The organism is Actinomadura syzygii (assembly GCF_008085905.1).
In the GTDB taxonomy this organism is placed as follows: Bacteria; Actinomycetota; Actinomycetes; order Streptosporangiales; family Streptosporangiaceae; genus Spirillospora; species Spirillospora syzygii.
Map to the genome: position 1 here is coordinate 39,360 of NZ_VSFF01000019.1, position 24,201 is coordinate 63,560.

The window sequence follows — 24,201 nt, forward strand, 5'->3', positions numbered from 1 at the left end:
CTAGATGTCGTCGGCGCTGCGGGAGGGCAGCCCGGCCTTCTCCGCGACCGGCGTCCAGTAGCCGATGAACTCGTTCTTGGCGTCGCTCGCCCGCTGGTTGACGTCCGCGACCTCGGAGTCGGACGGGCAGCCGGGCGCGACGTCCAGGTAGCGCTGGTTCGACTCCGACGACGCCTCAAGGGCGCGGACCAGCGCGTCCTTCATCTGGTCGCCGTTGTCGAGCGCGCTCACGTCCAGCGCGCGGGCCTTCTCCAGTTGCGCCTTGCGCGCGTCGAGGACGCGCTGGATGCCGCTCGTCCCGCATCCGGCGACCACGACGGAACCGAGGTCGGAACGGGTCGAGCCCATCTCCTCAAGCAGGCCGTCGACCGCCTTGGCCTGCGCGTCGAGGTCGCCGCCGCTCGCCGACTCCTCCGTCTCGGGGACGGCGCCCCGGCTCTGCGGCGTCGACGCCGCCCCGCCCTGCGTCGGCCCGGCGGACGGCCCCGACCCGCTCGGCCAGAGCACGATGCCGAGCGCCACCCCGAGCAGCAGGACGACCCCCGCCGCCGCGAGGAAGTACGGGGCCCGGCTCTTCTTCGGCGGCGCGGGCGGCTGCCAGATCGCGGGCTCCGACCACGGCTCGGCGGACAGCCGCGTGATCGTCTCGTCCGACGGCGGCATCGGCGTCGTGTAGTCGGACGGCGGCTGCCCCGGCGGCGGTTGCCCCGGCGGGGGAGGGGTCTCCCACGGGACGGGGATCTGCGGCTGAGGCGATTGGGAAGGCGGCGCTCCCCACGGAGGCGCCGGAGGTTCGTCGCGGGTCGTCGACTCGACGCCCGGCGGACCGTTCAGCGGCGCGTCGCAGCGCGTGCACCTGGGCAACGCCGCCGGCGTCTCGCCTCCGCAGACCGGACACCGCATGAGGCCCCCTACCCCGTGAGACACGACGGTGACAAGATACTGCGCCGCCGTCGGACGGGAACCCGTCCGCCCAAGGTCGAAACCGGGTCGTGACCGGCCGTCACACCCGCTGCCAGTTCCGCAGCGGCTGGCCGGTCCTCTTCGCCACCGGGTTCCACAGGACGACGAACTTCTTCTTCGCCGCCGTCGCCCGCTGCTCGATGGGCGCGCGTCCCGGGACCTGCGCCGCGCCCGGCTTCGGCCGGCCGTGGCAGCGCGGCTGGTTCTGCTGCGCCCACTGGAGCAGGACCTGGTCGACCTGGAGGGACGCCGTCAGCGCCTCGGTCAGCGACGCGCGGAGCCGCTCGCCGTTCGCGAGCTTGTCGACCTGGAGGTTCCGCGTCCGGACGAGCTGGTTCTGGCGCCGCTGCGCGACGACCTGGAAACCCTGGATCGCCTGCGGCAGCGTCTTGCACTTCCCGGCCCGGCCGAGCGCCCCGGCGAGGATCCGGCGGGTGTCGACGCTCGCGTCCAGGATCGCGTTCAGCGCGGCGGCCTGCTCCTTCGTCGCGGGCGCGATCGGGTTCTTCTGCGCGACCTGCGTGTTGGACGGCGACGGATGCGCGCCGGTCTTGCCGGACGAGTCGTCCCCGGACGGCCACGCGACGTACAGGACCGCCCCGGCCGCGACCGTCACCAGCGCGGCGACGGCGGCGATCAGCGGCTTGCTCGGCCCGCCGCCGCCCGGACGCCCGCCGCCCTGCCCCGGCGGGTACCCGCCGAACGCGGGGTCGCCCGGCCCCATCTGCATGCCTGGGCCCGGCTGCATGCCGGGACCCATCGGACCGCCCATGGGACCTGGACCCATGGGGCCCGGCCCCATCGGCCCCTGCCCCATCGGCGGGGCGCCCATGGGCGTGCCGGGGTCCATCCGGGTCTGATCGAAGTCGTCGCCGCCGAAGCCGCCCGGCCCGCCGCCGAAGCCTTGGCCATTGCCGAAGCCGTTGCCGTAGCCGGGGGCGTTGCCGAAGTTCTGGGTGTTGCCGTAGCCGGGGCCCGGGGCGATCTGGGTCGCGTCGGCGTCCCGCACGGCGGGCAGTTGCGCGGGCGGCCGCGGCGGCACGGGGGACTGGTACACCTGCGTCGCGTCGGCCTCCGCCTCGGGCTTGCGCGGCCGCGCGAACCACGAGTCGGGGACGATCGACTCCGACCGCTCCGGCGCGGGCTCCAGCCCGAACGCGCCCGGCGCGGCGGCGGAGGCCGCGGGCGGCGCGGGAGGCGGCGGCGCAGCGAAGCCGCCGGACGGGTCGTCGTCCTCCGGGACGAACGTCCAGGCGGCGGTGTCCTCGGGGTCGAAGGACGGCAGCGGCGAAGCGGGCGGCGTGGACGACCCGGGCGACACCGGCGGCGCAGACGACACCGGCGGCGTGGACGACACGGGCGAAACAGGCGGCACGGGAGGCGTGGACGGCTCGACCGTCAACCGCAGCGGCGGCTGACCGCCCGTCCCCGGCGGCTCGGGCGCCGTCCGCTGCGTGGCAGACCGCGTGCTCTCCGAGTGCCCGTTGTGTCCCGGCAGGTCGAGGTCGGGCGTGACGGGCGGCTGCGCGCTGCCCGCCCAGGACGGCGTTGGCGGCGGCACCATCACCGTCCGGTCGCCGAGCGCGTCGGCGGTCCCCATCGCCGGCGGCGCCGGCAGGGGCGCCGACAGGGGAAGGACGGGCCCGGCCGAGTACACGTCGATCGGGGCCGCACAGTGTGAACACTTGCCGAGCGTCCCGGGCGTGTCGTTCCCGCACGTCGGACACTGCATCGCTGAGACCTCGCCTTATCGCCGCTCTGTCCACGCCTTGCGATCCGGCCCGCCGCCGCGGGCGGCCGTCGCGTCCCCCGCGACCAGCAGGGCCCCCGACAAAAGTAGTCGGTGCCGCCGTTCTCGGACGTGTGGATGGGAATCTGGCACACCGCAGTCGGAGGTCGCACCGAATCACGACATCTCGGTACGGGTCAAGACCGGCCGCGCTGGTTTACCTGACGTCCCGTGATGCTGCTCACATCTTGCCCCCCGTCCGTCCCGGCCGTCCCGCAACCCGCCGCGGAGCGCCGGGGACGAGCCCGGACCGGGGCCGTCAGCGGCTAGGCTCGGAGCGGTTTACCGGCGCATACCAGACGCATCCAGAGAAGACGGAGTCCATGAGCGATCTTCCGCTGCGTTCGCAGCTGGCCGTCGCGCTCGGTCGTACGGCCGCCAAGATGTCCCGCATGGCGGGCCGCGGGGACGGCTCGGTGATCGGCGGAAAGGTCGGCCTCCGCCTCGACCCCGAGCTGCTGACCAGGCTCGCGAAGGACCGCAAGCTCGTCCTCGTCAGCGCCACCAACGGCAAGACGACGACGACCCGGCTGATCACCTCGGCGATGACGCCGCTCGGGGAGGTCGCCACCAACGCGTTCGGCGCGAACATGCCGACCGGCCACGTGTCCGCGCTCGCGTCCGCGCCGACGGCCCGGTACGGGGTTCTGGAGTGCGACGAGAAGTACGTCCCGATGGTCCTGCGGGAGACCGGGGCGAACGTCGTCGCGCTGATGAACCTGAGCCGCGACCAGATGGACCGTGCCGCCGAGATCTGGCTGCTCGCCGGCAAGTGGCGGCGCGCGCTCGAGGCGTCGCCGCAGAGCCACGTCATCGCGAACTGCGACGACCCGCTCGTCACGTGGGGCGCGGCCACGGCGAAGAGCGTCACGTGGGTCGCGGCGGGCCAGCACTGGCGCGAGGACTCCTGGTGCTGCCCCGAGTGCGGCGGTCCCCTCGACCGGCAGGACACCGACGAGGACAGCGACTGGCGCTGCCGCCAGTGCCACTTCTCCCGGCCCCGTCCCGACTGGGCGCTGCGCGGCGACCAGATCACCGCGCCGGACGGCCGGACGTTCCCGCTGACCGGGCTGTCCCTGCCGGGCCGGGCGAACCGGTCGAACGCGCTGATCGCGCTCGCGGTCGTCGCGCAGTTCGGCGTTCCGCCCGAGCAGGCGCTGCCGCTGCTGTCGCAGGTCACCTCCGTCGCCGGGCGGTACACGACGGTCGAGCACGAGGGCCGGTCGATCCGGCTGCTGCTGTCGAAGAACCCGGCGGGCTGGCTGGAGGCGTTCGACGTCCTGCAGCCCGCGCCCGGCCCGGTCGCGCTGTCGATCAACGCGCAGGGTCCGGACGGCCGCGACACGTCCTGGCTGTGGGACGTCGACTACCGCATCCTGCGCGGCCGTCCCGTCTGGGTCAGCGGCGAGCGCCGCATCGACCTCGCCGCCCGGCTGGAGGCCGCCGAGGTCTCCTTCACCGTCGTGGACGACATCGACCAGGCGGTCATGGCCGTCCCGCCGGGCCACCTGGACGTGATCGCCAACTACACCGCCTTCCAGTCCATCCGAACGAGGTACGGCCGTGTCGTCTGACCGCATCAAAATCGTCTGGATCTACCCGGACCTGCTCAGCACCTACGGCGACCAGGGCAACACGATCGTCCTGGAGCGGCGGGCGGCGCTGCGCGGCATCCCGACCGAGACCGTGCACCTGCGGTCGGACGAGCCCGTCCCCGCCGACGGCGACATCTACCTGCTCGGCGGCGGCGAGGACCGGCCGCAGATCCTCGCGGCGCAGCGGCTGCGCGGCGACGGCGGGCTGGCGCGGGCCGTCCAGTCGGGCGCGGTCGTGTTCGCGGTGTGCGCCGGGTACCAGCTCCTCGGCCACGAGTTCGGCGGCGAGGAGGGCCAGCCGGTCGCGGGCCTCGGGCTGCTCGACATCCGGTCCACGCGCGGCGAGCAGCGCGCGGTCGGCGAGATCGTCGGGGACGTCGCGGGCGAGCTGAACGTGCCGCGCATCACCGGCTTCGAGAACCACCAGGGCGTCACCCACCTGGGGCAGAACGCGCGTCCGTTCGCGAAGGTCGTGCACGGCATCGGCAACGGCGACGGGTTCGAGGGCGCCTACAACGGGCGCGTGCTCGGCACGTACATGCACGGCCCGGCGCTGGTCCGCAACCCCGGCCTCGCCGACCTGCTGCTCCGCTGGGCGGTCGGCGCCGAGCTCCAGCCGCTGGACGACTCCTGGGCGGGCCGCCTGCGCGACGAGCGCCTCAAGGCCGTCGTCGGCTGACCCGCCGGCTGACCCGCAGGCCGGCCGCCGGGGCCCGCGCGTCCCGGCGGGCGGCCGACGGCGCGGGCGTGCATTGTGCAGCGCGTGCCGCGCTCGGCCATTCCGGTCCGGCCCGCCACAGGGCCTGGTACGGGCCATTGGCGATCATCCGGAAACCCGGACCGCGCGCCCGGCGCTGAAACCGTCGCGGCCCAGCGGCCCCGACCTCCAAATTCGGCTGCCGGAATTCAGAAGTCATTGGGCACGGATCTCGCTCTTCCTGCGAAAATGTACGGGTGAACGATTTCGACTTCTACGCCTCGGTCGTCGCGACCGGAACCGTCCTCGGCCTGGACGAGACCTGGGACACGGGCGACCTCGCAGTTCGTCTTGGTTATGACCGCGACGAGGGCGAGGCCCAGAAGGCGTATCCCGTTCGCCATCTGGGGCTCGTGGAGTCGTGCTGGACGGGCCTCGGCAGCGGCCGGTGGCACGGCGTCAGCCTCGCCGTCCGCGTGTTCACCCTGCATTACGGCGACGTCGTCCCGCCCACCGTCCGCGAGGCGTACGGACCGTTCCGAAGCGCGGTCCGATTCCCGGAGTTCCGCGATGAGCTGGAAAGTCGCGGCCTCGTCCTGGAGGAGCTTCCCACCCAGCCGGGCTGGCGCTGGTTCGTCCAGCCCGACTCGCAGACCGCGATCTGGGTGGACGACGGCGAGCCCGATCCCCGGATGCCCACGCAGCCCGGCGACGTGCACGGCATCCGCATGCCCGCGGCCCTGCCGGTGAAGCCGCGGAGCGGCGCGCTGCAGGACGCCACCGCAGCGGTGAGCCGCATGTCCCCGGAGGACCGCGTGCGCTGGCTCGCGAAACGGCAGCCCGCCGCCGGACCCGACCGCGCCGACTGGTGGGCGGACCTGTTCGGCGCCGTGCTCGCCCGCCTGCACGGCCCGCCCGCGCAGCGCGCCGAATGGGGGCGGTTCGGCCTCTGGCTGCTGCGGCAGGCCGAGTCCGCGCAGCCGTTCCCGCCCGCGCGGGCCGCCTTAACGAAGGCCGGGCTCGTTGAGACGCTGCACGAACTCGGCCTCCGGGACGCGCTGTCCGGTGAGCTGCCGCCCGCGGAGGACGTCGTCCGCGACTGCCTGGCCGCGATGCCGATGAGCCGCGCCGACGCGGTCCCGCCGCGGTTCGCGTCGCCCGACCCGTCCTATGTCCGGCGCTGGCGGGAAATGAAGAACATGGTCGACGCGGCCCTCCCGCATCTGCCCCGCACCATCGCCCCCGACCTCGCGAGCGAGCTTCGCGACTGGGCCGACCTGCGCGCGACGCCGCTTCCCCTGCCCGGCCGCGGCCCTTCCTGGAACCGCGGTTCCTCATAGAATTCAGCACCCTTCCCCCGAGCCCGAGGACGAAGATGCGCATCGAGGTGGACGGACGTCCGGCGACGGCGGAGACGCTCGCGCACCCGGCGCTCGTCAACTACGGCCATTTCACCGCCATGCAGGTGCGGTCCGGCCGCGTCCGGGGCCTGCTCGCCCATCTGGAACGGCTCGACGCCGCGACCCGCGAACTGTTCGGGACGTCCCTCGACCCCGCCCGCGTCCGGGAACTGATCCGGCACGCCGTGGGCGACGCGGACGCCTCCGTCCGGGTGAGCGTCCACCGGCCGGACTCGGAACCCGTGGTCCAGGTGGTCGTGCGGCCGCCGGGCGAGGCGCCGTCGAAACCGCAGAGCCTGCTGCCGGTCGTCTACGAGCGGCCCGTCCCGCATATCAAGCACGTCGGCACGTTCGGCCAGATCCATTTCGGGCTCCAGGCGGAACAGGCCGGTTTCGACGAGGCGCTGCTCGTCCTGTCGGACGGCCGCGTCGCCGAAGGCGGCATCACCAACATCGGCTTCTTCCGCGACGGCCGCATCATCTGGCCGGACGCCCCCATGCTGCGCGGCATCACCATGCGACTTCTGGACGAGATACTCCGCCCCTACCGCGCCGTGATCCGAGTCGACGACCTGCCTTCATTCGACGGCGCGTTCGTCACCAACTCGCTCGGCATCGCGCCCGTGAGCCGGATAGGCGACGTGAAATACCCGGCGCGCGACGATTGGATGGTCCCCGTCCACGAGGCGTACTCGTCCGTTCCCTGGGACCACGTCTAGCCGGTCACCCCAGGGCGGCGAGCCCCTTTTCCAGGTCCTCCCTGTTCATCACCGGCTGGATCTCGATCTTCGCGCCGAATTCCTGGAAGAGCGGCTCGGCGATGCTCGGCAGCGCCGAGGAGTCCTGCATGTCGAACACGAGCGTGCAGGAGCGCCCGCCGTCGCTCGGCCCGAAATAGGCGGCCTCCGGATCGAGCTTCTCCATCAGCGACCCCATGACCTCGGGAAGCCTGCCGGTCTTGATCGCGTCGTTGGCGATCCTGGTGTCCATCTCCGCTCTGAGCATGACTCTCATCGCGACGCCCCCCACCGCACCGGGACCGGTGCGGCCGGGCCCGCACTCGCCGAATCCCGGTGCTCCCCGTGTGATACTCACCCACTGACCTGGACAAACCCACCCACTCTTGGGCAAAACCAACAATCTACGCACGTCGCTCCCCGGGTGAGACTTGTCTCAGTGTTTGAACGTGTTCAAGTTCGAGGGTTAGGGTCGGTCCTGGAAGGTGGGAGGTGGCTTGGTGAAGGTTGTGATTCCGGGCGGGACCGGGCAGGTCGGGACGGTTCTCAGGCGGGCGCTTGGCGGTGCGGGGCATGAGGTCGTGGTGTTGACCAGGAACCCGCGGGGCGATCGTGAGGTTCGCTGGGACGGTGAGACCTTAGGGCCCTGGGCGGACGAGGTGATCGACGGCAGTGACGTGGTCGTCAACCTGGCCGGGCGCAGTGTCAGCTGCCGTTATACCCCGGCCAATCTGCAAGAGATGATGGATTCGCGGGTGCGCTCCGCGGAGGTCGTGGGGGAGGCGATCGCGGGGGCGAAGCGGCCGCCCCGCGTGTGGTTGCAGATGAGTACCGCGACCATTTACGCGCATCGTTACGACGCGCCGAACGACGAGGTGACCGGCGTGATCGGCGGGGACGAGGAAGGCGTGCCGCGCTACTGGGCCTACAGCGTCGAAATCGCCAAGGCGTGGGAGCGGGCGCAGGAGAAGGCCGAGACGCCGTCCACGCGGAAGGTCGCCTTGCGCTCCGCGATGGTGATGAGTCCTGATCGCGGTGGGGTCTTCGATGTACTGCTGTGGCTCGCGCGGCTCGGGCTTGGCGGGCCGGTCGCGGGCGGTGGGCAGTATGTGTCCTGGATTCACGACCGCGACTTCGTTCGGGCGGTGGAGTTTCTTGCTGAGCGGGACGATCTCGAAGGGCCGGTGAACCTGGCCGCGCCGGGGCCGTTGCCACAGCGGGCGTTCATGCGTGCGTTGCGTGCCGCCTGGGGCGTTCCGGTGGGCCTGCCTGCGACGAAATGGATGGCGGAGCTTGGTGCGCTTGCCATCCGGTCGGACACCGAACTCCTGCTCAAGAGCCGCCGCGTCGTGCCGGGACGGCTCACCCAGGCGGGTTTCTCCTTCGAGTACTCCGAATGGTCTGAGGCCGCCGCCGACCTTGCGGGCCGCGTTAGGCACGGGAGAAGCGGGACGCCCATTCCCGCATGAAGGTCCGGAGTTCTGGGGGCTCCACCACCTGGAAGTCCTCCCGGGCGGCGCCCAGCGCCATGCTCGGCCAATCCAGGGAGTCGGACGTCATCCGCACCCGGCAGTGCCCGGCGTCGATCTCCTCGATCGTGCACCATCGTCCGATACGCCTGCGCACGGTTTCGGCAGGGGCGCTCACCAGCGCTTCAACCTGGTAGGAGCGGGCCCGTTCGTCGACGGCGGCGCGGACGAATTCCGCCGCGTCCGCCGCGGGCAGCTCGCGCGGACGGAACCGCGCCCCGGTCACGTCCAGCCCGGAAAGCCGGTCGACCCGGAAATTGCGCCAGTCGTGCCGGGTGAGGTCGTACGCCACCAGGTACCAGCGGCGGCCGAGCCGGACGAGCCGGTACGGCTCGGCCTCGCGCTCCGTCCGCTCGCCGCCCGCGGAGGTGTAGCCGAAGCGGAGCCGCTCGGCGTCCCGGCAGGCCAGCGCGATGACGGTGAGGACGGAGGCGTCGACCTCCGTCCCGGACACGCCGCCGAACCCGGTCGGCACGGTCATCGCGCGCAGCGCCTCCACCTGCCGCCGCAGCCGGGCGGGCATCACCTGCACGACCTTCGCGAGCACCCGCACCGACGACTCGGCGATGCCCTCGACCGACCCCTGCGCCGCCGCCTGGAGGCCCACGGCCAGCGCGACCGCCTCCTCGTCGTCGATCACCAGCGGCGGCAGCGCGGCGCCCGCGGCGAGCTGGTAGCCGCCGTCCACGCCGCGCTGCGCCTCGACCGGATAGCCCAGGTCGCGGAGCCGGTCGACGTCCCGCCGCAGGGTGCGGACGGACACGCCGAGCCGGTCCGCCAGCTCGGCGCCCGGCCAGTACCGGTGGGTCTGGAGCAGGGAGAGCAGGCGCAGGGTCCGTGAGCTGGTGTTCGCCATGTGTCCGATTCTTCCCGCTATTCAGGTCAGGAAGTGGCCGCTATCGCTCCTAGCGTGGTGTCCGTCAGCGAGAAGCGACCAAGCGACCAAGCGACCGAAGGTGGAGACGTGACGATGACGACCGACGAGCAGCAGGCGGCCCCGGCCGGAGAGCACGCCGACCTGCTGGCGATGCTGGCCAAGCACCGGCACTTCCTGCGGTTCACGACCCGCGACCTCACCGACGAGCAGGCGGGCCTGCGGACGACGGCGAGCGAACTGTGCCTCGGCGGGCTCATCAAGCACGTCACGTCGTGCGAGCGCGGATGGGTGGAGTTCATCCAGGAGGGCGCGTCCGCGATGCCCGACTTCACGCAGATGACCGAGGAGGACTTCCAGCGCCGCGCGGACGAGTTCCGCATGCTGCCCGGCGAGACCCTGGCCGAGGTCCTCGACGCCTACGCCGAGGTCGCCCGCCGGACGGACGAACTGGTCGCCGCCCTCCCCGACCTGGACGAGCTCAAGGAACTGCCCAAGGCCCCCTGGAACACCGAGACGCACTGGTCGGTCCGCCGCGTCCTGATCCACATCGTCGCGGAGACGGCCCAGCACTCCGGGCACGCCGACATCATCCGGGAGTCCCTGGACGGCGCGAAGAGCATGGGCTGACCGGACCGGCGCCGCCCCGCGAGAATGGGCGCGTGGGACAGGTGCATTCGGTGCTGGTGCGGGCCGGGGCGGAGCCGTGCGCGACGCGCGCCCGCCCGGCCGCGCCCCGGCTGCGTCCGTTCGTCGCCGGGTACGGGGCCTTCCGCATCGGGACGGCGGGTCCCGCGCCGCGCCGGGTGCTGCCGCTCAACCTGGTCACGGTGATCGTCGACCTCGCCGGGCGGGGCGCGCTGGCCTTCGGGGCGCGCGGCGCGCCGCTGGTGCACGCGGGGGCGGCGTGGGAGCGGGGCGTCACGGTCGGGTTGACGCCCGCCGGAGTCCGCGCCCTGTTCGGGACGCCGATGAGCGCGCTGACCGGCGCGGTCGTGCCGCTCGACGACCTCCTCGGCCGCGGCCGCACCGCCGAACTGGAGGACCGGTTGTTCGCCGAGCCGGGCTGGTCGGCCCGGCTCTCCGTCCTCGACGGCCTGCTCGCCGAATGGCTGAGCCCGGACGGCGAAAGCCCCGACGCTCCGGCGGCCCGAGCCTGGTGGCGAATTCACGAGGTGGCGGGACGCATGAAGGTCGGTCCATTGGCGGCGGAACTCGGCATCGGCAGGCGCCGTCTGGAGACCGGTTTCCAGCGGGAATTCGGTTTGAGCCCGAAGACGGTGGCGCGCGTCGCGCGGTTCCAGCGGGCGGCGTCGGTGCTGGGCGCGCCGTCCGGCGACTTCGGGACGGCCGCCGCCTGCGGATTCGCCGACCAGCCGCATTTCACCCGCGAAGTCCGGACGATGGCGGGCGTCACCCCCACCGAACTCCGCGCGATTCTTCAATACACCGGGCCGCTCGACGGTTAGCGTCCGGGGGCATGACGCTCAGCATGACGCTCAATGGCAGGCGGGCGCTCGTGACGGGCGGCTCGCGGGGGATCGGCGCGGCGATCGTCCGGCGGCTCGCCCGGGACGGCGCCCGCGTCGTCTTCAGTTACCGGGACGCGAAGCCCGCCGCCGACGCGCTCGTCGAGGAGATTCCGGGAACGGTCGCCGTCCGCGCCGACCAGGAGGATCCGGCGAGCCTCGACGCCCTTTTCGAGCCCGTCGCGGACGGCCTGGACATCCTCGTCAACAATGCCGCGCTCGTCCCGAAGACGCCGATCCACGACGTCACCCCGGAGCTGTTCGACCGGGTGATGCTGGTGAACGCGAAATACCCGCTGATGGCGATGCGCCGCGCGGAGCCGCTCATGCCGGACGGCGGCCGGATCGTCAACATCTCCACGCTCAACACCGTCCTGCCGATGGCGGAGCTGGCGCTCTATTCGGGGAGCAAGGCGGCGCTGGAGCAGTTCACGGCGGTCGCGGCACGCGAATTCGGTGCGCGGGACATCACGGTCAACACCGTTTCGCCGGGCGCCACGGACACCGCCGCGCTGCGCGTGGGGAACTCGCCGGAGAGCCTGGAGCAGACCTCGGTGTTCACCGCGCTCGGACGGATCGGCCAGCCCGCGGACATCGCGGACGTGGTCGCCTTCCTCGCCGGTCCCGACGCGCGCTGGATCACCGGCCAGAACATCCGCGCGACCGGCGGCCTCCTCCTCTAGTGGTGGACCGGTTCCTCTTCGCGCGGCTTCTTCTCGCGGCGCTTCCGCAGAGAGCCCGCCTGCGCCTTCTCCTCCGGATGGTGGTGGACGCGCACCAGGCTCGCCCCCGTCGTGATCAGCAGGATCAGCAGGATCACGCCCAGCGAGAAGGGCGTCGGGATCTCGGGCACCGAATGGGAGACGTCCTCATGCAGGAACTGCAGGATCAGCTTCACGCCGATGAACCCGAGAATCGTGGACAGACCGATCGACAGATAGACGAGCCGTTCCAGCAGCCCCTCGATGAGGAAGTAGAGGGCGCGCAGGCCGAGGAGCGCGAACGCGTTGGCGGTGAACACGAGGAACGGGTCCTTCGTCACGCCGAAAACGGCCGGGATCGAGTCGAGCGCGAACAGGACGTCCGTGCTGCCGATCGCGACGAAGACGAGGAGGAGCGGCGTCATGACGCGCCGCCCGTCCTCGTGGGCGAGCATTCGCCCGCCGTGGAAATCGTCGCTCACCGGCAGGATCTTGCGGGCGCGGCGGACGAGGAAGGTGTCCTCCACGTCGGGCTGCTCGTTGCGGTGCCGGACGAGTTGCACCGCCGTCCAGATCAGGATCAGCCCGAACAGCAGGAACGTGAACGAGAAAAGGTTGATCGCCGCCGCGCCGATCGCGATCAGCACCGCCCGCAGCGCCAGCGCGGCCGCGATGCCGAACAGCAGGGTCCGCTGCTGGAACTCGGCGGGCACGGCGAACCGCGCCATGATGATCACGAAGACGAACAGGTTGTCGACGGACAGGCTCTTCTCCACGATCCATCCGGAGAAGTACTCGGTGCCCGCCGTCCCGCCGCCGACCGCCCACACGGCGAGGCCGAAGAGGAGGGCGACCGCGATGTAGAACACCGACCAGAACGCCGCCTCGCGGATCTCGACCCGGTGCGGGCGGCGGACGGCCACCAGCAGGTCGAACACGAAGAGCGCGATGATCAGGCCGATCGTCGCGGCCCAGGCCCAGGCGGGTACGTCGACCATCCGGCTGCTCCACTCGGTTCGGGGCGTCGGCAGTCCTATTTCCGATCTACGGCGCTTCTACCGCGCGCGGGACGGCGCACGCACTCAGACGAACATGAGTATCCGCGCAGATGTCGCGACACCGCGCGGGCGGTCATCCTCGACTCATGCACAGTTCTCGCTGGCGGGCGCCGGCGCTCGCCGCCAAGGCGGCCCTGGCCGCGCTCCTCGCGCTCGCCGTCGCGTTCCCCGAATGGGACCGGTTCGCGGACAAGGCCATGGGCGCCCGCGCGGTCGCCTATCCGGCCGCCGTCATGGTGGTCGCCCTCGGCTGGGCGCTGCGGGGGCGCGCCCGGCCGTTCCCCTGGGACATCGACCTTCTCGTCACCGCGCCGTTCGTCATCGACGTCGGCGGAAACGCCGCCGACCTCTACGACTCGATCGGCTGGTTCGACGACGCCTGCCATTTCGGCAACTGGGCCCTGCTGTGCGCGGCCGCCGGGATCGCGCTGCGGAGATGGGGCGGCCTCTCGTCCTGGACGCTCGGCCTCTGCTGCGCCGGAATCGGCGCCATCACCGCGATCGTCTGGGAATTCGTCGAGTACGAGCTGTTCATCCTCGACACCCCCGAATCGGTCACCGCCTACCGCGACACCATCGGGGACCTGATGCTCGGGCTCACCGGCGCGGTCGTCGCGGGCCTCGCCCTCGCCGTCCGCACCCGCCGCGCGGCGGACGCCCGGTCAGTAGACGAGCGCCTGGACGCCGTCCATCGTGATCTCCTCGACGAAGGTCGGCGCCCCGGCGATGCGGACGCCGGGCAGGACGTCGTCCGGCCCGATCCCGCGGCGGGCGGCGCACTGCGTGCAGAGGGTGACGCGCCCGGTCGCGAGGATGACGGACAGCAGGTCGTCGAGGGGGGTGGCGTGCGGCAGTGAGAACCCGGCGGCGCGCCCCGGCAGCGCGAACCACGCGGACTCGCCGGTCAGCCACAGCGACACCGGGACGCCGCTCGCCGCGGCCGCCGCCGCGACCGTGAACGCCTGGTTGCAGCGCTCGGGCGCGTCCGCGCCCGCCGTCACCTTGATCACCAGTGGTCTCGCCATGCCTCGCACTCTAGTGGGGCCGTCCCGCGTAGCATCCCGCTATGGATCAGCGGAGGGGACGGGCATGAGCGGGATGGTGAACGCGGGGATTCTCGTCCTCTTCCTGGGCGTCACGGCGGTCGCCGCCGTCCTCCTCGTGGTCCGGCTCGGCCGCCTCCGCTAGGAGGGACGCCCCGGACCACGGCAACGCGGACCATCACAACGGGAACTACGGCAACGGCGCCCGCCGCCGCTACGCTCGATGCCCATGGATCCTGAGCTGCACCCGGACCTTGAGCCCCTGGAGTTCCTGCTCGGCACGTGGGAGGGCGCCGGTGTCGGCGGCTATCCCACGATCGAGTCGTTCAACTTCGGCCAGGAACTGTCCTTCACCCACAACGGGAAGCCGTTTCTGATCTACTCCAGCCGGACGTGGCTGATCGAGCCGGACGGCACCCTCGGACGTCCGCTCGCCACGGAGACGGGGTACTGGCGGGCGCGTCCGAACAACGAGGTCGAGGTGACCCTCGCCCATCCGACCGGGATCGTGGAGATCTACGTCGGGACGGTCGCGTTCAGCCGCGTCGAGCTGCAGACGGACGTCGTCGCGCGCACCCAGTCGGCCAAGGAGGTGACGTCCGGCCACCGCCTCTACGGGATGATCGGCGAGGACCTCGGTTGGGCGTACGACATGGGGGCGGTGGGGCAGAAGCTCCAGTCGCACCTGTCCGCGCAGCTCAAGCGCGTCGCGTGAGAGCGGTCGAGGCGCCCTGGAAATGAGCGATCCCCGGACCTTCCCGCCATGGGGCGAGACGATGGACAGGACGGGTCCATCGGTCCGGGGACCGGGTAACTGCCTGGTATTCGCCGGTCACCGTCGCGACCGGTTGCCACCGCTACGAGCGGCGGCGCCGAGGCGGAACGGCGACTAGCTGACAGCCACCTCGCGAGTCCTACAATCAACCATTGCTTGGACCACCTCCTTTCGCGCGTGACTCGAACGTATGCGAGCCCCGCGCGGAGAGGCAAGTGAGTTTCCGGCGAGCGAACAAGAACCGGATGGGCACCCCGGGCCGGGATCTAGACTCGGAGCATGGTCGAGTCGTGGCAGGAGGAGCTGCGGGCGAAGGGGTACCGGGTCACCCCCCAGCGCCAGTTGGTCCTCGAAGCTGTCACCAACCTGGAGCACGCGACCCCCGAGGAGATCTGCACGGAGGTGCAGCGCACCGCCCGCGGCGTGAACATCTCCACCGTGTACCGGACGCTCGAACTCCTCGAAGAGCTCGGGTTGGTCAAGCACGCCCATCTCGGGCACGGACCGCCGAACTACCACCTCGCCGCCGAGGCCGAGCACATCCACCTGGTGTGCCGGGGCTGCGAGACCGTCGAGGACGTCGACCCCCGCGCCGCGGCCGGTCTCGCGGACGTCCTCGCCCGCGACTACGGCTTCGAGACGGACGTGCACCACCTCACCGTCTACGGACGGTGCAAGGACTGCCGCGCGACATAACCTGGACGCATGGAGAGCCCGTTGCTGAAGTCGCCAGGAGCCGTCCCCGCGGACGCGCCCGACCAGGAGGTCGCCGCCCACTACGGGGAGCCGTCCCAGGAGCAACGCGCCCTGGCGGAGGGCGCCGCCTTCGTCGACCGGAGCAACCGGGGCGTGGTGCGGGTCTCCGGGCCCGACCGGCTGAGCTGGCTGCACAGCCTGCTGAGCCAGCACCTGGACGGCCTGAAGCCGTTCGAGCCGACCGAGGCGCTGCTGCTCGGCCCCAACGGGCACATCGAGAACCACCTCTTCCTGATCGACGACGGCGAGGCCGCGTGGGCGCACGTCGAGCCGGGGTCGGCGGCGCCGCTCGTCGAGTTCCTCGACCGGATGCGGTTCATGCTCCGCGTCGAGGTCGCCGACGTGTCCGACGAGTTCATGGTGATCACCGGCCCCGAGTCCCCGGAGGGCGGCCTGGCCTGGCCGGACGTCGCCGGGACGGTCACCCGGATCGTCCCGCGCGGCGAGTTCCCCGAAGGGCTCCGCCCGGCGGGCCTCTGGGCGTACGAGGCGCTGCGGATCGCCGGGCACCGGCCGCGCTTCGGGCTCGACACCGACCACAGGACCATCCCGCACGAGGCGGGGTTCGTGGAGACGGCCGTCCATCTGAACAAGGGCTGCTACCGGGGGCAGGAGACGGTCGCCCGCGTCCACAACCTGGGGCGTCCGCCGCGCCGCCTCGTGTTCCTGCACCTGGACGGCAGCGTCGACCGGCTGCCCGCGCACGGCGACCCGGTCGAGGTCCCCGGCGGGCGGACGGTCGGGTTCGTCGGGACGGCGGCCCGCCACCACGAGCTGGGGCCGGTCGCGTTGGCGCTGGTCAAACGCAACGTCCCGGTCGACGCCGAACTCCTGGCGGGCGGCGTGGCGGCGGCGCAGGAGATCGTCGTCTCGCCGGACACCGGCGCGAACGCCAAGATCGAACTGCGCCGGCGGCCCGCGCGGCACGGGTAGCGCGAGGAGCACGGGTAGCACCCGCATCCCCTGGGCAATATCGTCGGGTATAGACGATTTTCAACCGGCCACCGCTCGGGGAGGTGGGGTTCCTACCGATGGTCGCGAACCTGGGGGAGGATGAGCCGTCGGCGTCCCGCAAGGGGGCCCGGCGGCTTCCGCGTAGGGAGTCCGCGCTCGTGTGGTGGGCCCTGTTCGCGGCGTTCGCGGGCGTCGCCCTGTGGCTGCATTCGTGGCGCATTGCGCTGCTCGGGCTGCTCACGTGGTGCCTTTACGAGTTCCTGCTCGTCCCCACGCTGTGCCGGGTGCTGAAGGTGCAGGGGCATCCGTGCACGAAACGGGTTCGCGGACGGTTGTTCGCCTGCGGGCCCGCGCACCAGCAGTTGAAGTCCGATGCGCTGTGGCGGCTGGTCTGGCTGCGCAACCCGTTCCAGAAAGGCGACGTGGAACACGAGCCGGGCGGGGTCGTCTACTCGTCGGACGTGCGCGGACGCCTGACCTCGGTCGACAAGACCCTCATCGTCCTCGCCCTCCTCGGGACGATCGGGACCCTGGTCGGAATGGTGTACGGCTTCCGCTGACCGCCGTCCTCAGAATTCCAGGATGAGGGTGATCGGGCCGTCGTTGACGAGGGCGACCTTCATGTCCGCGCCGAACCGGCCCGTCTCCACCTTGGCTCCGAGGTTCCGCAGTTCGTGGACGACCGCGTCCACCAGCGGCTCGGCGACCGGGCCGGGCGCGGCGGCCGTCCACGTCGGGCGGCGGCCTTTCCGCGTGTCCCCGTAAAGGGTGAACTGGCTCACGACGAGGAGGGGCGCGTTCAGGTCGGAGCACGATTTCTCGTCCTCCAGAATGCGCAGGCCCCACAGCTTCGCGGCGAGTTTCCGGGCCTTGGCGGGGTCGTCGTCGTGCGTCACGCCGACGAGGACCATCAGCCCCGGGCCCTCGACCGCGCCGACGACGCGCCCGTCCACGGACACGCTGGCCTGGCTCACCCTCTGGACTACAGCACGCATGACCATGCATTCTGCCGCCATGGGAGCAACGACGCTCATCACGGTGGCGCCCACGGGCGCGGAGTCCGCGAAGGCGGACGTCCCGGCCCTGCCCGTCACCCTTGAGGAACTCGTCCAGACGGCCAAGGAGTGCGAGGCGGCCGGCGCGGCCGTGATCCACGTGCACATCCGCGACGACGACGCGCGGCCGACGCTCGACCCGTCCCGGCTGCGGGACACGGTGACGGCGCTGCGGGAGAGCACGGGCCTGATCGTCCAGCTCTCCACCGGGGGCGCGGTCACCGACCCGTACGAGGACCGCCTCCGCGTCCTGGACGCGGCCCCCGACATGTGCTCCCTCACCTGCGGGACGGTCAACTTCGGCAGCGACGTCTTCATGAACCCCTGGCCGTTCATGGTGGAGCTGTACGAGCGGACACAGGAACTGGAGGTCGTCCCAGAGTTCGAGTTGTTCGACCTGGGACACGTCGCCGCGCTGCACCGCCTCTTGGACAAGCACGGTCTTCCTTACGGCGGCCACGTCCACTGCGACCTGGTGATGGGTGTCCCTGGGGGCATGCCAGGCGACGCCAGAACATTGGTGGCCGCGGTGGAGGCGCTCCCGTCCGGCTCCACGTGGTCGGCGACGGGCATTGGGCGGACGTCCTTGCCCGTCATGTTCGCGGCCCTCTCAGCGGGCGGACATCTCCGGGTGGGCATGGAGGACACGGTCACCTTGGCGAAGGGCAAGCCGGTGACGGCGAATGTCCAGCTGGTGGAGCGCGCCGCCCAGGCGGCCGCCCTGGCGCAACGTCCCGCCATGTCCTCCGCCGACGCCCGCGCACTCCTCGGTACGAAGCCCCGCTGACCCACCCGGATAACAGTTCACCGTCAAGGCGGCGCCCTCTCGGCGCCGCCTTGGACGCGTGTGTCGCCGGTGTGGGTGGTCGATGAAGATCAGCCGTATGCGAGTTGAATATCCAATGCATGATCTGGTACGAGCCGGTACCGCCGATCGTGTGTCGCTTAATCCGACGGCGGATCGGGACCGCTTTTACCATCTGAGGTACTCGGCTATACCGGTCCAACGGGATAGATAAATCTCACCCCCTATTTCTGCGGTGATGGCTTCGGCCGGGCATTCGCGCTGGCCGCAGCGCGTGTCCGAGGGGAAGTTGCATGCGAACTCCGTCCTCATAAGGTCATCTATTAGGGGGTATTGCATACTTGGTATGCGTTGTGGCCGCATGCGGTCAGCACTGCCGTTTACCTGCGGTTATGTATTCCGAATGATGGATGGCCGGTCGCGGCCACGGGCGGCCTCTTGATCCGGCATCGAAAGTCTTCGCAAGATCAATTCGAACACAAGGCGTCCAGCCGGAAGTGGAGAAAAGCATGAAATTGGGAGCAGCGCGTCGGGCAGCGGTCATCACGGGTGCGGCGGTGCTCGCCACCGCCATGGGCGGAGCGGTCACCGCCTCCGCTCGGACTCCGGAGAGCGTCTGCAGCGCCGAGATCTACAACGGCGCCATCTCCTACAAGCTCTGTAGCAACACCATCTACATCGGGTCCACCGAGTACGGCACCGAGCCGTTCGCGGCCATCACCAACCACGGCATCGTGTCGGCCAATGTGACCGTCACCCACCAGCTCTGGAACTACTCGACGAATGCCTGGGAGACCGACTCCAGCGGCGGGAAGCTGATCGGGGCCGGTTCCTCGACCCAGTACTTCAGCCCGTCGCGCATCTGGCCGTGCGGCACGGACGCACCGGAGCGCGTCCAGGTCAACTCGGGCGACTGGGCCGAGCTGACCACCCTCGCGGAGTGCTGATCTAACCGCAATCACCGGTCGGGTTCAGCCCCCTGAACACGACCCGCGGCGGGCGCGCCACCGGTTCGACCGGACGGTGGGCGCCCGCCGCACCCCGTCGGACGAGCGAGCCGCGCCGCGGGTGCGGCACCCCCGCTGGAGCGCGCCTAGGTCTTCGCGTCGCCGGTGCCCGTCTTCTTCGCCTTGAGCTGCTCGAACTCTTCCTTGAAGATCGTCTGCTCGTAGTGGACGCCCTCCGGCCACGGGTGCTTCGGCTCCCGGCCGGGCTGCGGGTTGTCCCGCCGGAACTCCGCGTACTGCGACTCCCGGCTCGGCGGGTAGCTGTGCGAGAACATGCCGGGGCGGTAGGTGTAGAGCCCGCCCTGCTCCATCCCGCGCTGGTTGTACTGGTCGTTGCGGCGCTCGGGGTGGATCCGCCGCGAAGACGCGAGGACCGTCATCGTCAGCCGTGCCACCAGCGCCAGGACGGCCACCACCGGGATGACCCACACCCAGTCGGGCGCGCCGATGGGCGCGGTGTTGGCCAGCGCCGGGTCTGCCAGGAACGTGGCGATCATTTGGGTCCACCTCCCGGTGGGTTTTCGGGCTCGCTGGGGGTTATGTAGGGATGTGTCCGCTCATGGAGGTGTTAACCCCTTCGGAGGCCCCGTCCGCCGGGGCGGAGGTTCCGCCGACCGTGCGGAGGTGTCCGGCGGCGAGTCCGGGCAGCGTCATGGCGACGCAGACCAGCAGCACGCCGGACATCGGAACGGTCCAACCGCCGGTGGCGTCGTGCAGCGCGCCGATGCCGAGCGGGCCGAGCGCCGCGATCACGTAGCCGACGCCCTGCGCCATCCCGGAGAGCTGCGCGGCGGCCGGCGCGTCGTGCGCGCGGAGCCCGATGAACGACAGCGCGGTCGCGAACCCGAGGCCCTGGCCGAAGCCGAGGACGACCGTCCACACCCACACCGACCCGATCGGCGCCCAGGTGATCCCGGCGAACCCGATCAGGGACACCGCCGCGATGGCCGGGACGAGCGGACGCTGGTCGCGGGTCCGCCGGACGAGCACCGGGACGGCCAGCGACCCCGCCGCCTGCACCGCCGAGACCAGGGCGAGGACGTACCCGGCGGAGGTCTCGTCCATCCCGCGGTCCTGGCAGATCGTCGGGATCCAGCCGAGCGACACGTACGCGAGCAGCGACTGCAGGCCCATGAACACCGTGACGTGCCAGGCCAGCGGCGATCGCCACACCCGCGCCGCCGTCCCGCGCGAGACCGGCGCGGGCGCCGCCGACCGCGCGGCGTGCGCGGCCCGGCGCGCCCTCGGCAGCCAGAGCAGCCCGGCGAGCGCGGCCGGGACCGCGAGCAGCCCGAGCGGCAGCCGCCACGTCGCGTCGAACGCGTCCTCGACCGGGACGGCGGCCCCGGACGCGGCGGACGCGCCGACCGTGATCGCGACCGTGTAGAGGGCGGTCACGGTGGTGATGCGGTCCGGATGGTCGCGCTTGATGATCGCGGGGATCGCGATGTTGCCGATGCTGATCGCGATACCGGCGGCCAGCGACCCGGCGAACAGCGGGAACGGGGCGTCCAGCAGCCGGAGCAGCAGCCCGGCGACGAGCAGGGCCATGGCGCTGACCAGCAGCGTCTCGCCGCGCGGCGCCCGGCGCAGGAACGGCGCGACGAGCCCGTACGACCCGAAGAACACCACGGGCAGCGTGGTGAGCGCGCCCGCGGCCGTCCCGGAGAGGCCGAACGCGTCCCTGATCTCGGTCAGCACCGGCCCGACCGCCGCGACCGCCGGACGCAGGTTCACCGCCACCAGGACGATCATCAGCAGCGACCCGGCCGCGCCGGCCCGCCGCCCCGTCACCTGGGCGCTCCCGTGGTCAACGACTCCAGGACGGCCAGCGTCGGCTCGACCACGGCGGCGGCAGCGGCAGCGGCGGCCTCCGGGTCGCGGGCGGCGATCGCGTCCAGCACGGCGCGGTGCGCGGCCGGGCCCGCCTCCGGCACGTCCCGGTCGAGCCTGATGTCGCGCATCGACTCGCGGAGGCGCCCGATGGAGAAGCGCATCGCCTCGATCAGCACGGGGTTGCCGGACGCCTCCGCGACGCCGAGGTGGAAGGCCGCGTCGGCGGCGCCGAACTCGTCCGGCTCGACGGCCGCGTCGCGGGCGCGCAGCAGCTCCGCCAGCCGCGCGAGGTCGGCGTCCGTGCGGCGGCGCGCGGCGAGCCGGGCCGCCTGGACGTCGTAGCCGAGCTGCACCTCGAAGAAGTCCCGGGCGGACGCGCGGGCCATCCGGTTCAGCAGCGGACGCGGGTCGGCGGCGCTGCGCACGTACGTCCCGTCCCCGCGCCGCACCTCCAGCACCCCGACGTGCGTCAGCGCCCGGATCGCCTCCCGGACGCACGGACGGCTCACGCCGAGCAGCGCGGCCAGCTCCGTCTCCGCCGGTATGCGCGTGCCGACCGTCCAGGAACCGCCGCTGACCTGCGCTTGGAGCTGCTCCAGGACGGCATCGACGGTCGACCCGCCGGGCACTCGGCTCAAAGTCAACTGAACCCCCACAAGTAAGACGTCAGACATCTTAATGTGGCGGTTCGGGCGAGACGCACCCGCGGTGACCGCCAGGAGGGGCCTCAGCGGTCACCGCGGGCTCGAACGGCGCCCGCCGGAACAGGGTGTGGGGCGTGCGATTCGGCCCCGACGGGCACCGCGCTCCGTGCTCCGTTTCAATGCGGCTTCGGGAGGCCGAATCGGCGTTTCCCGGGTTTCCTGCGGCCTCTCGGCCCGCGCCTGGCCGACGCCTCCTCGGCGTGGGCCCCCTCTTCGGCGCGGGCCCGTTCGACGTGCGCGATGACCTCGCGATACGTGACGGACGGCGCCGGGTCGCGGCGCGAGCGCTGCGACGGACTGCCCATGATGATCCCGCCCTGCACGGGCCCGCGGTTCGGCAGCCCTCCCGAGCCCTTGCGGGGACGCGGCGGCTTGCGCGACGCGAGCAGGGTCACCAGCACCCAGGTCAGCACCGCGAGGAAGATGACGGCCGGTCCGATGGCCATGAAGTAGGCGTCCCCGACCCGGGTCGAGTTGGCGAGGACGGCGCTGGCGGGCATGAGGCGACACCTCCTCGCCCGGGATCCCTACCCGCCGTCAGATCCTTAACCGTCCGACGACAGACAAATGCACCGCGGCGCGGTCACATGCCGCGCGACTGGGAGATGGAACCCGAGGTGGCGAGCGTGAACACGCGCATCGACTCGGCGAACTTCGACAGGTCCCATTCGGCGGGGCCCTCGTACCAGTAGAGGTTGTCGGCGCCCTCGGCCCGCTCGCCCGCGTCCTTGACCGTCTCCGCCCACTTCGGAACGGCGTCGAACACCACCGCGTACGGCAAGAGACGCGAGAACAATGCGATTCGCTGCCGGGACGCGACGGCGTCCCCCTCCGGGATCGCGCCGCGCTCCAGGAACGCGCGGAACCCGATCGTGTGCGCGAGGACGGTCGCGCCCCGGGCCGTCTTCGCGGGCATGTACTGGCCGCCGTACGCGAGCGCCGCGCCCGCGATGATCAGCGCGAGCCCGGCGAGCGCCCACTCGGTGGTGAGCGCCAGCGCGACGGTCGCGCCGACGCCGAGCACGGTGATCAGGATGCCGATGATCGTCCACCGGGACCGGACGGTGTCGGGCCGCCGCGCGAACCAGCCCTGCTTCACCACGTCCTCGTACATCGCGGACCTGACCTGCGCGAGCTTCGTCGCGAACGTCCCGCCGAGCTGGGACAGCTTCACCGCCTCCCGCGCGGTCCCGTCCGGGGCGGTGAGCAGCGCGTCCAGCAGGATCCGCTCGTAGGGGAGCAGGTCGGCCTGCGGACGGTCGAGGCGCCGCAGCGTCCAGTCGGTGCGCCCGGTGCGGGCCCTGTCCTCTTCTTCGATCAGCAGGTAGCCGCGGACGGCGAGGTCCACGATCGTCGCCGTCACGTCGATCACGTCGGCCTGCTCGTCGATCAGCGTGCCGATCTGGCCGGGGCGCACGCCGTCCGGCGGCTCGAACTCGTCGCCCGCGACCGGCGGCTGATCGCCCTCGGCCGCCTTCTTCACGACGACCCGGGCGTCGCGCCCGCGCAGCAGGTAGAGGACCGCGACGCCGCCGCCGAGCAGGACGAGCAGCCCGCCGAGCGAGGCGCTCGTGACCGCGTTGACCGAGAACGCCGTCGCCAGCGTGTGGCGGCGCTCGTAGAGGGCGCGGCCGCCGGTCGTCCCGGCCGGAAGGCCCGCGACGACCGTCAGGTACTCGCCGGGCAGCATCCCCTGCTGCGCGTACACGCCCTGGGTGTGCGTGTGGTTCGTGTAGTACTGCGTGCAGCCGATCGTGCTGCCGATCGGACCGGTGAAGCAGTTGACGCTGCGGATCGCGGCGCCCGCGTCGACGGTCGCGTGCGCCTCGTCCAGCGGAACCTTCCAGCCGCCGATCACCGGCCAGCGCAGCTCCTCCGCCGCGCCCATCGGCGTGATCGCGCCGCGCAGGTCGTACTCAAGGACGACCGTCCTGTCGCCGGTCAGGTTCCCGCCGCCGGACACCTTGATCGTCGTCTTGGTGCCCTTCTCAGACGCGGCGACCTTCGTCGGCCCGCCGTCCGGGCTGCTCGCCCGCAGGTTCCCGATCCTGTAGACGCGGTCCTCGGAGAGGCTCTCGTGAGTCCGTGTCGGATACGTCCGGGTGAACCCCGAATGCCCGGCGAACCGGTAGACGATCGTCTCCTTCACCCGGGTCACACCGCCCTGGCCCGCGGTGAGGACGGCCTCGTCCTTCACCACCCGCTCCGCCGCCGCCGCGGTCGCGGACGCCGCGTCCCGCCCCGGCTCGGCCGCCGACGCGGGCGCGCCGACCAGCCCGGACAGCAGGAAAACGCCCGAAACGGTGGCCGACACGGCGGCCGCGGATGTCGCAAAGACCGGCCGCGACCGGAACATCGCCGCAAGAGCAGACATGGCCGCAAATGGTATCGCCA

26 protein-coding genes and 1 pseudogene are annotated in these 24,201 nt (G+C 71.7%); 15 read left to right on the forward strand and 12 right to left on the reverse strand.

All coding sequences use genetic code 11. The annotated features are described in order from the left end of the window. Together FXF65_RS40565 and FXF65_RS44290 are read right to left on the reverse strand one after the other, a co-directional pair. Positions 1-663 carry a hypothetical protein gene (locus FXF65_RS40565; RefSeq protein WP_148355807.1) on the reverse strand — a complete coding sequence of 221 codons (663 nt, stop codon included), beginning with the start codon at positions 661-663 and terminating at the stop codon, positions 1-3. Positions 664-1,003: 340 nt separating this feature from the next. Beyond that, positions 1,004-2,695 carry a hypothetical protein gene (locus tag FXF65_RS44290; RefSeq protein WP_222869011.1) on the reverse strand — a complete coding sequence of 564 codons (1,692 nt, stop codon included), beginning with the start codon at positions 2,693-2,695 and terminating at the stop codon, positions 1,004-1,006. A 380-nt stretch (positions 2,696-3,075) separates the two neighbouring features. On the opposite strand from FXF65_RS44290, the gene FXF65_RS40585 reads away from it, so the two are divergent. The 4 genes from FXF65_RS40585 (at position 3,076) to FXF65_RS40600 (ending at position 7,163) form a co-directional block, all read left to right on the forward strand. Then, entirely contained in the window at positions 3,076-4,326 is a 1,251-nt protein-coding gene (locus FXF65_RS40585; RefSeq protein WP_148355811.1) for a Mur ligase family protein, read from the forward strand. Then, positions 4,316-5,026, forward strand: coding sequence for a type 1 glutamine amidotransferase (locus FXF65_RS40590; RefSeq protein WP_148355812.1), 711 nt, complete (start codon positions 4,316-4,318; stop codon positions 5,024-5,026). Before FXF65_RS40585 ends, FXF65_RS40590 begins: the two co-directional genes overlap by 11 nt. Before the next feature lie 275 nt (positions 5,027-5,301). Then, positions 5,302-6,384, forward strand: a complete 1,083-nt coding sequence (locus FXF65_RS40595) for a hypothetical protein (protein WP_148355813.1) — start codon at positions 5,302-5,304, stop codon at positions 6,382-6,384. A gap of 35 nt (positions 6,385-6,419) precedes the next feature. After that, positions 6,420-7,163: an aminotransferase class IV gene (locus tag FXF65_RS40600; RefSeq protein ID WP_148355814.1), complete on the forward strand. Its 744-nt coding sequence runs from the start codon at positions 6,420-6,422 to the stop codon at positions 7,161-7,163. A gap of 4 nt (positions 7,164-7,167) precedes the next feature. On the opposite strand, the gene FXF65_RS40605 is transcribed toward FXF65_RS40600, so the two are convergent. Then, positions 7,168-7,449, reverse strand: a complete 282-nt coding sequence (locus tag FXF65_RS40605) for a DUF3303 family protein (protein ID WP_148355815.1) — start codon at positions 7,447-7,449, stop codon at positions 7,168-7,170. A gap of 232 nt (positions 7,450-7,681) precedes the next feature. On the opposite strand from FXF65_RS40605, the gene FXF65_RS40610 reads away from it, so the two are divergent. Then, positions 7,682-8,650, forward strand: coding sequence for a TIGR01777 family oxidoreductase (locus FXF65_RS40610; protein WP_148355816.1), 969 nt, complete (start codon positions 7,682-7,684; stop codon positions 8,648-8,650). On the opposite strand, the gene FXF65_RS40615 is transcribed toward FXF65_RS40610, so the two are convergent. Further along, a complete protein-coding gene (locus FXF65_RS40615; protein WP_148355817.1) occupies positions 8,613-9,566 on the reverse strand; it encodes a helix-turn-helix transcriptional regulator in 954 nt (317 codons plus the stop codon). The genes FXF65_RS40610 and FXF65_RS40615 overlap by 38 nt on opposite strands. A 114-nt stretch (positions 9,567-9,680) precedes the next feature. Here FXF65_RS40615 and FXF65_RS40620 point away from each other — a divergent pair, with 114 nt between their 5' ends. From FXF65_RS40620 to FXF65_RS40630, 3 genes are read left to right on the forward strand one after another with little or no spacing between them, the layout of a single operon-like run. Beyond that, entirely contained in the window at positions 9,681-10,214 is a 534-nt protein-coding gene (locus FXF65_RS40620) for a DinB family protein (RefSeq protein WP_148355901.1), read from the forward strand. Between the two features lie 32 nt (positions 10,215-10,246). After that, the gene (locus FXF65_RS40625; protein WP_148355818.1) at positions 10,247-11,053 is read left to right on the forward strand and encodes a helix-turn-helix domain-containing protein; all 807 of its coding nucleotides are present in this window, start codon (positions 10,247-10,249) and stop codon (positions 11,051-11,053) included. An 11-nt stretch (positions 11,054-11,064) separates the two neighbouring features. Beyond that, entirely contained in the window at positions 11,065-11,796 is a 732-nt protein-coding gene (locus FXF65_RS40630; protein WP_246199430.1) for an SDR family oxidoreductase, read from the forward strand. On the opposite strand, the gene FXF65_RS40635 is transcribed toward FXF65_RS40630, so the two are convergent. After that, positions 11,793-12,812, reverse strand: coding sequence for a TerC family protein (locus FXF65_RS40635; protein ID WP_148355819.1), 1,020 nt, complete (start codon positions 12,810-12,812; stop codon positions 11,793-11,795). The two genes, FXF65_RS40630 and FXF65_RS40635, sit on opposite strands and share 4 nt — an antisense overlap. A 146-nt stretch (positions 12,813-12,958) precedes the next feature. On the opposite strand from FXF65_RS40635, the pseudogene FXF65_RS46425 reads away from it, so the two are divergent. Further along, a pseudogene (locus tag FXF65_RS46425) lies at positions 12,959-13,504 on the forward strand (DUF2238 domain-containing protein); the annotation flags it as partial. Positions 13,505-13,534: 30 nt separating this feature from the next. Here the strand turns inward: FXF65_RS46425 and FXF65_RS40640 are convergent. Next, positions 13,535-13,897, reverse strand: coding sequence for a DsrE family protein (locus tag FXF65_RS40640; RefSeq protein ID WP_148355820.1), 363 nt, complete (start codon positions 13,895-13,897; stop codon positions 13,535-13,537). 247 nt (positions 13,898-14,144) lie between these two features. Between FXF65_RS40640 and FXF65_RS40645 the strand changes: the two genes are divergently transcribed. The 4 genes from FXF65_RS40645 to FXF65_RS40660 all read left to right on the forward strand — a co-directional run bounded on the left by FXF65_RS40645 (position 14,145) and on the right by FXF65_RS40660 (position 16,960). Next, positions 14,145-14,630 (forward strand): heme-binding beta-barrel domain-containing protein, encoded by a 486-nt coding sequence (locus FXF65_RS40645; protein WP_148355821.1) that lies wholly within the window; start codon positions 14,145-14,147, stop codon positions 14,628-14,630. A 339-nt stretch (positions 14,631-14,969) separates the two neighbouring features. Continuing rightward, positions 14,970-15,386: a Fur family transcriptional regulator gene (locus FXF65_RS40650; RefSeq protein WP_148355822.1), complete on the forward strand. Its 417-nt coding sequence runs from the start codon at positions 14,970-14,972 to the stop codon at positions 15,384-15,386. Positions 15,387-15,395: 9 nt separating this feature from the next. Further along, positions 15,396-16,379 (forward strand): CAF17-like 4Fe-4S cluster assembly/insertion protein YgfZ, encoded by a 984-nt coding sequence (ygfZ, locus tag FXF65_RS40655; RefSeq protein WP_148355823.1) that lies wholly within the window; start codon positions 15,396-15,398, stop codon positions 16,377-16,379. 98 nt (positions 16,380-16,477) lie between these two features. After that, entirely contained in the window at positions 16,478-16,960 is a 483-nt protein-coding gene (locus FXF65_RS40660) for a hypothetical protein (RefSeq protein WP_148355824.1), read from the forward strand. Positions 16,961-16,969: 9 nt separating this feature from the next. Here the strand turns inward: FXF65_RS40660 and dtd are convergent, their stop codons facing one another. Further along, positions 16,970-17,395, reverse strand: coding sequence for a D-aminoacyl-tRNA deacylase (dtd, locus tag FXF65_RS40665; protein ID WP_148355825.1), 426 nt, complete (start codon positions 17,393-17,395; stop codon positions 16,970-16,972). Positions 17,396-17,414: 19 nt separating this feature from the next. Here dtd and FXF65_RS40670 point away from each other — a divergent pair, with 19 nt between their 5' ends. Together FXF65_RS40670 and FXF65_RS40675 are read left to right on the forward strand one after the other, a co-directional pair. Beyond that, positions 17,415-18,242 (forward strand): beta-keto acid cleavage family enzyme, encoded by an 828-nt coding sequence (locus FXF65_RS40670; protein WP_148355826.1) that lies wholly within the window; start codon positions 17,415-17,417, stop codon positions 18,240-18,242. 527 nt (positions 18,243-18,769) lie between these two features. After that, on the forward strand, positions 18,770-19,207 hold the full coding sequence (locus tag FXF65_RS40675; protein WP_148355827.1) for a hypothetical protein: 438 nt from the start codon (positions 18,770-18,772) through the stop codon (positions 19,205-19,207). Between the two features lie 146 nt (positions 19,208-19,353). On the opposite strand, the gene FXF65_RS40680 is transcribed toward FXF65_RS40675, so the two are convergent. The 5 genes from FXF65_RS40680 to FXF65_RS40700 all read right to left on the reverse strand — a co-directional run bounded on the left by FXF65_RS40680 (position 19,354) and on the right by FXF65_RS40700 (position 24,181). Further along, on the reverse strand, positions 19,354-19,764 hold the full coding sequence (locus FXF65_RS40680) for a hypothetical protein (protein ID WP_148355828.1): 411 nt from the start codon (positions 19,762-19,764) through the stop codon (positions 19,354-19,356). Positions 19,765-19,804: 40 nt separating this feature from the next. After that, positions 19,805-21,061 carry a CynX/NimT family MFS transporter gene (locus tag FXF65_RS40685; RefSeq protein ID WP_148355829.1) on the reverse strand — a complete coding sequence of 419 codons (1,257 nt, stop codon included), beginning with the start codon at positions 21,059-21,061 and terminating at the stop codon, positions 19,805-19,807. Continuing rightward, positions 21,058-21,747, reverse strand: a complete 690-nt coding sequence (locus FXF65_RS40690) for a FadR/GntR family transcriptional regulator (RefSeq protein ID WP_222869012.1) — start codon at positions 21,745-21,747, stop codon at positions 21,058-21,060. The genes FXF65_RS40685 and FXF65_RS40690 overlap by 4 nt, the downstream gene beginning before the upstream one ends. A 176-nt stretch (positions 21,748-21,923) precedes the next feature. Next, positions 21,924-22,307, reverse strand: coding sequence for a hypothetical protein (locus tag FXF65_RS40695; protein WP_148355831.1), 384 nt, complete (start codon positions 22,305-22,307; stop codon positions 21,924-21,926). A gap of 83 nt (positions 22,308-22,390) precedes the next feature. Continuing rightward, positions 22,391-24,181 carry a DUF2207 domain-containing protein gene (locus FXF65_RS40700; protein WP_246199431.1) on the reverse strand — a complete coding sequence of 597 codons (1,791 nt, stop codon included), beginning with the start codon at positions 24,179-24,181 and terminating at the stop codon, positions 22,391-22,393. Positions 24,182-24,201 lie beyond the last annotated feature (20 nt).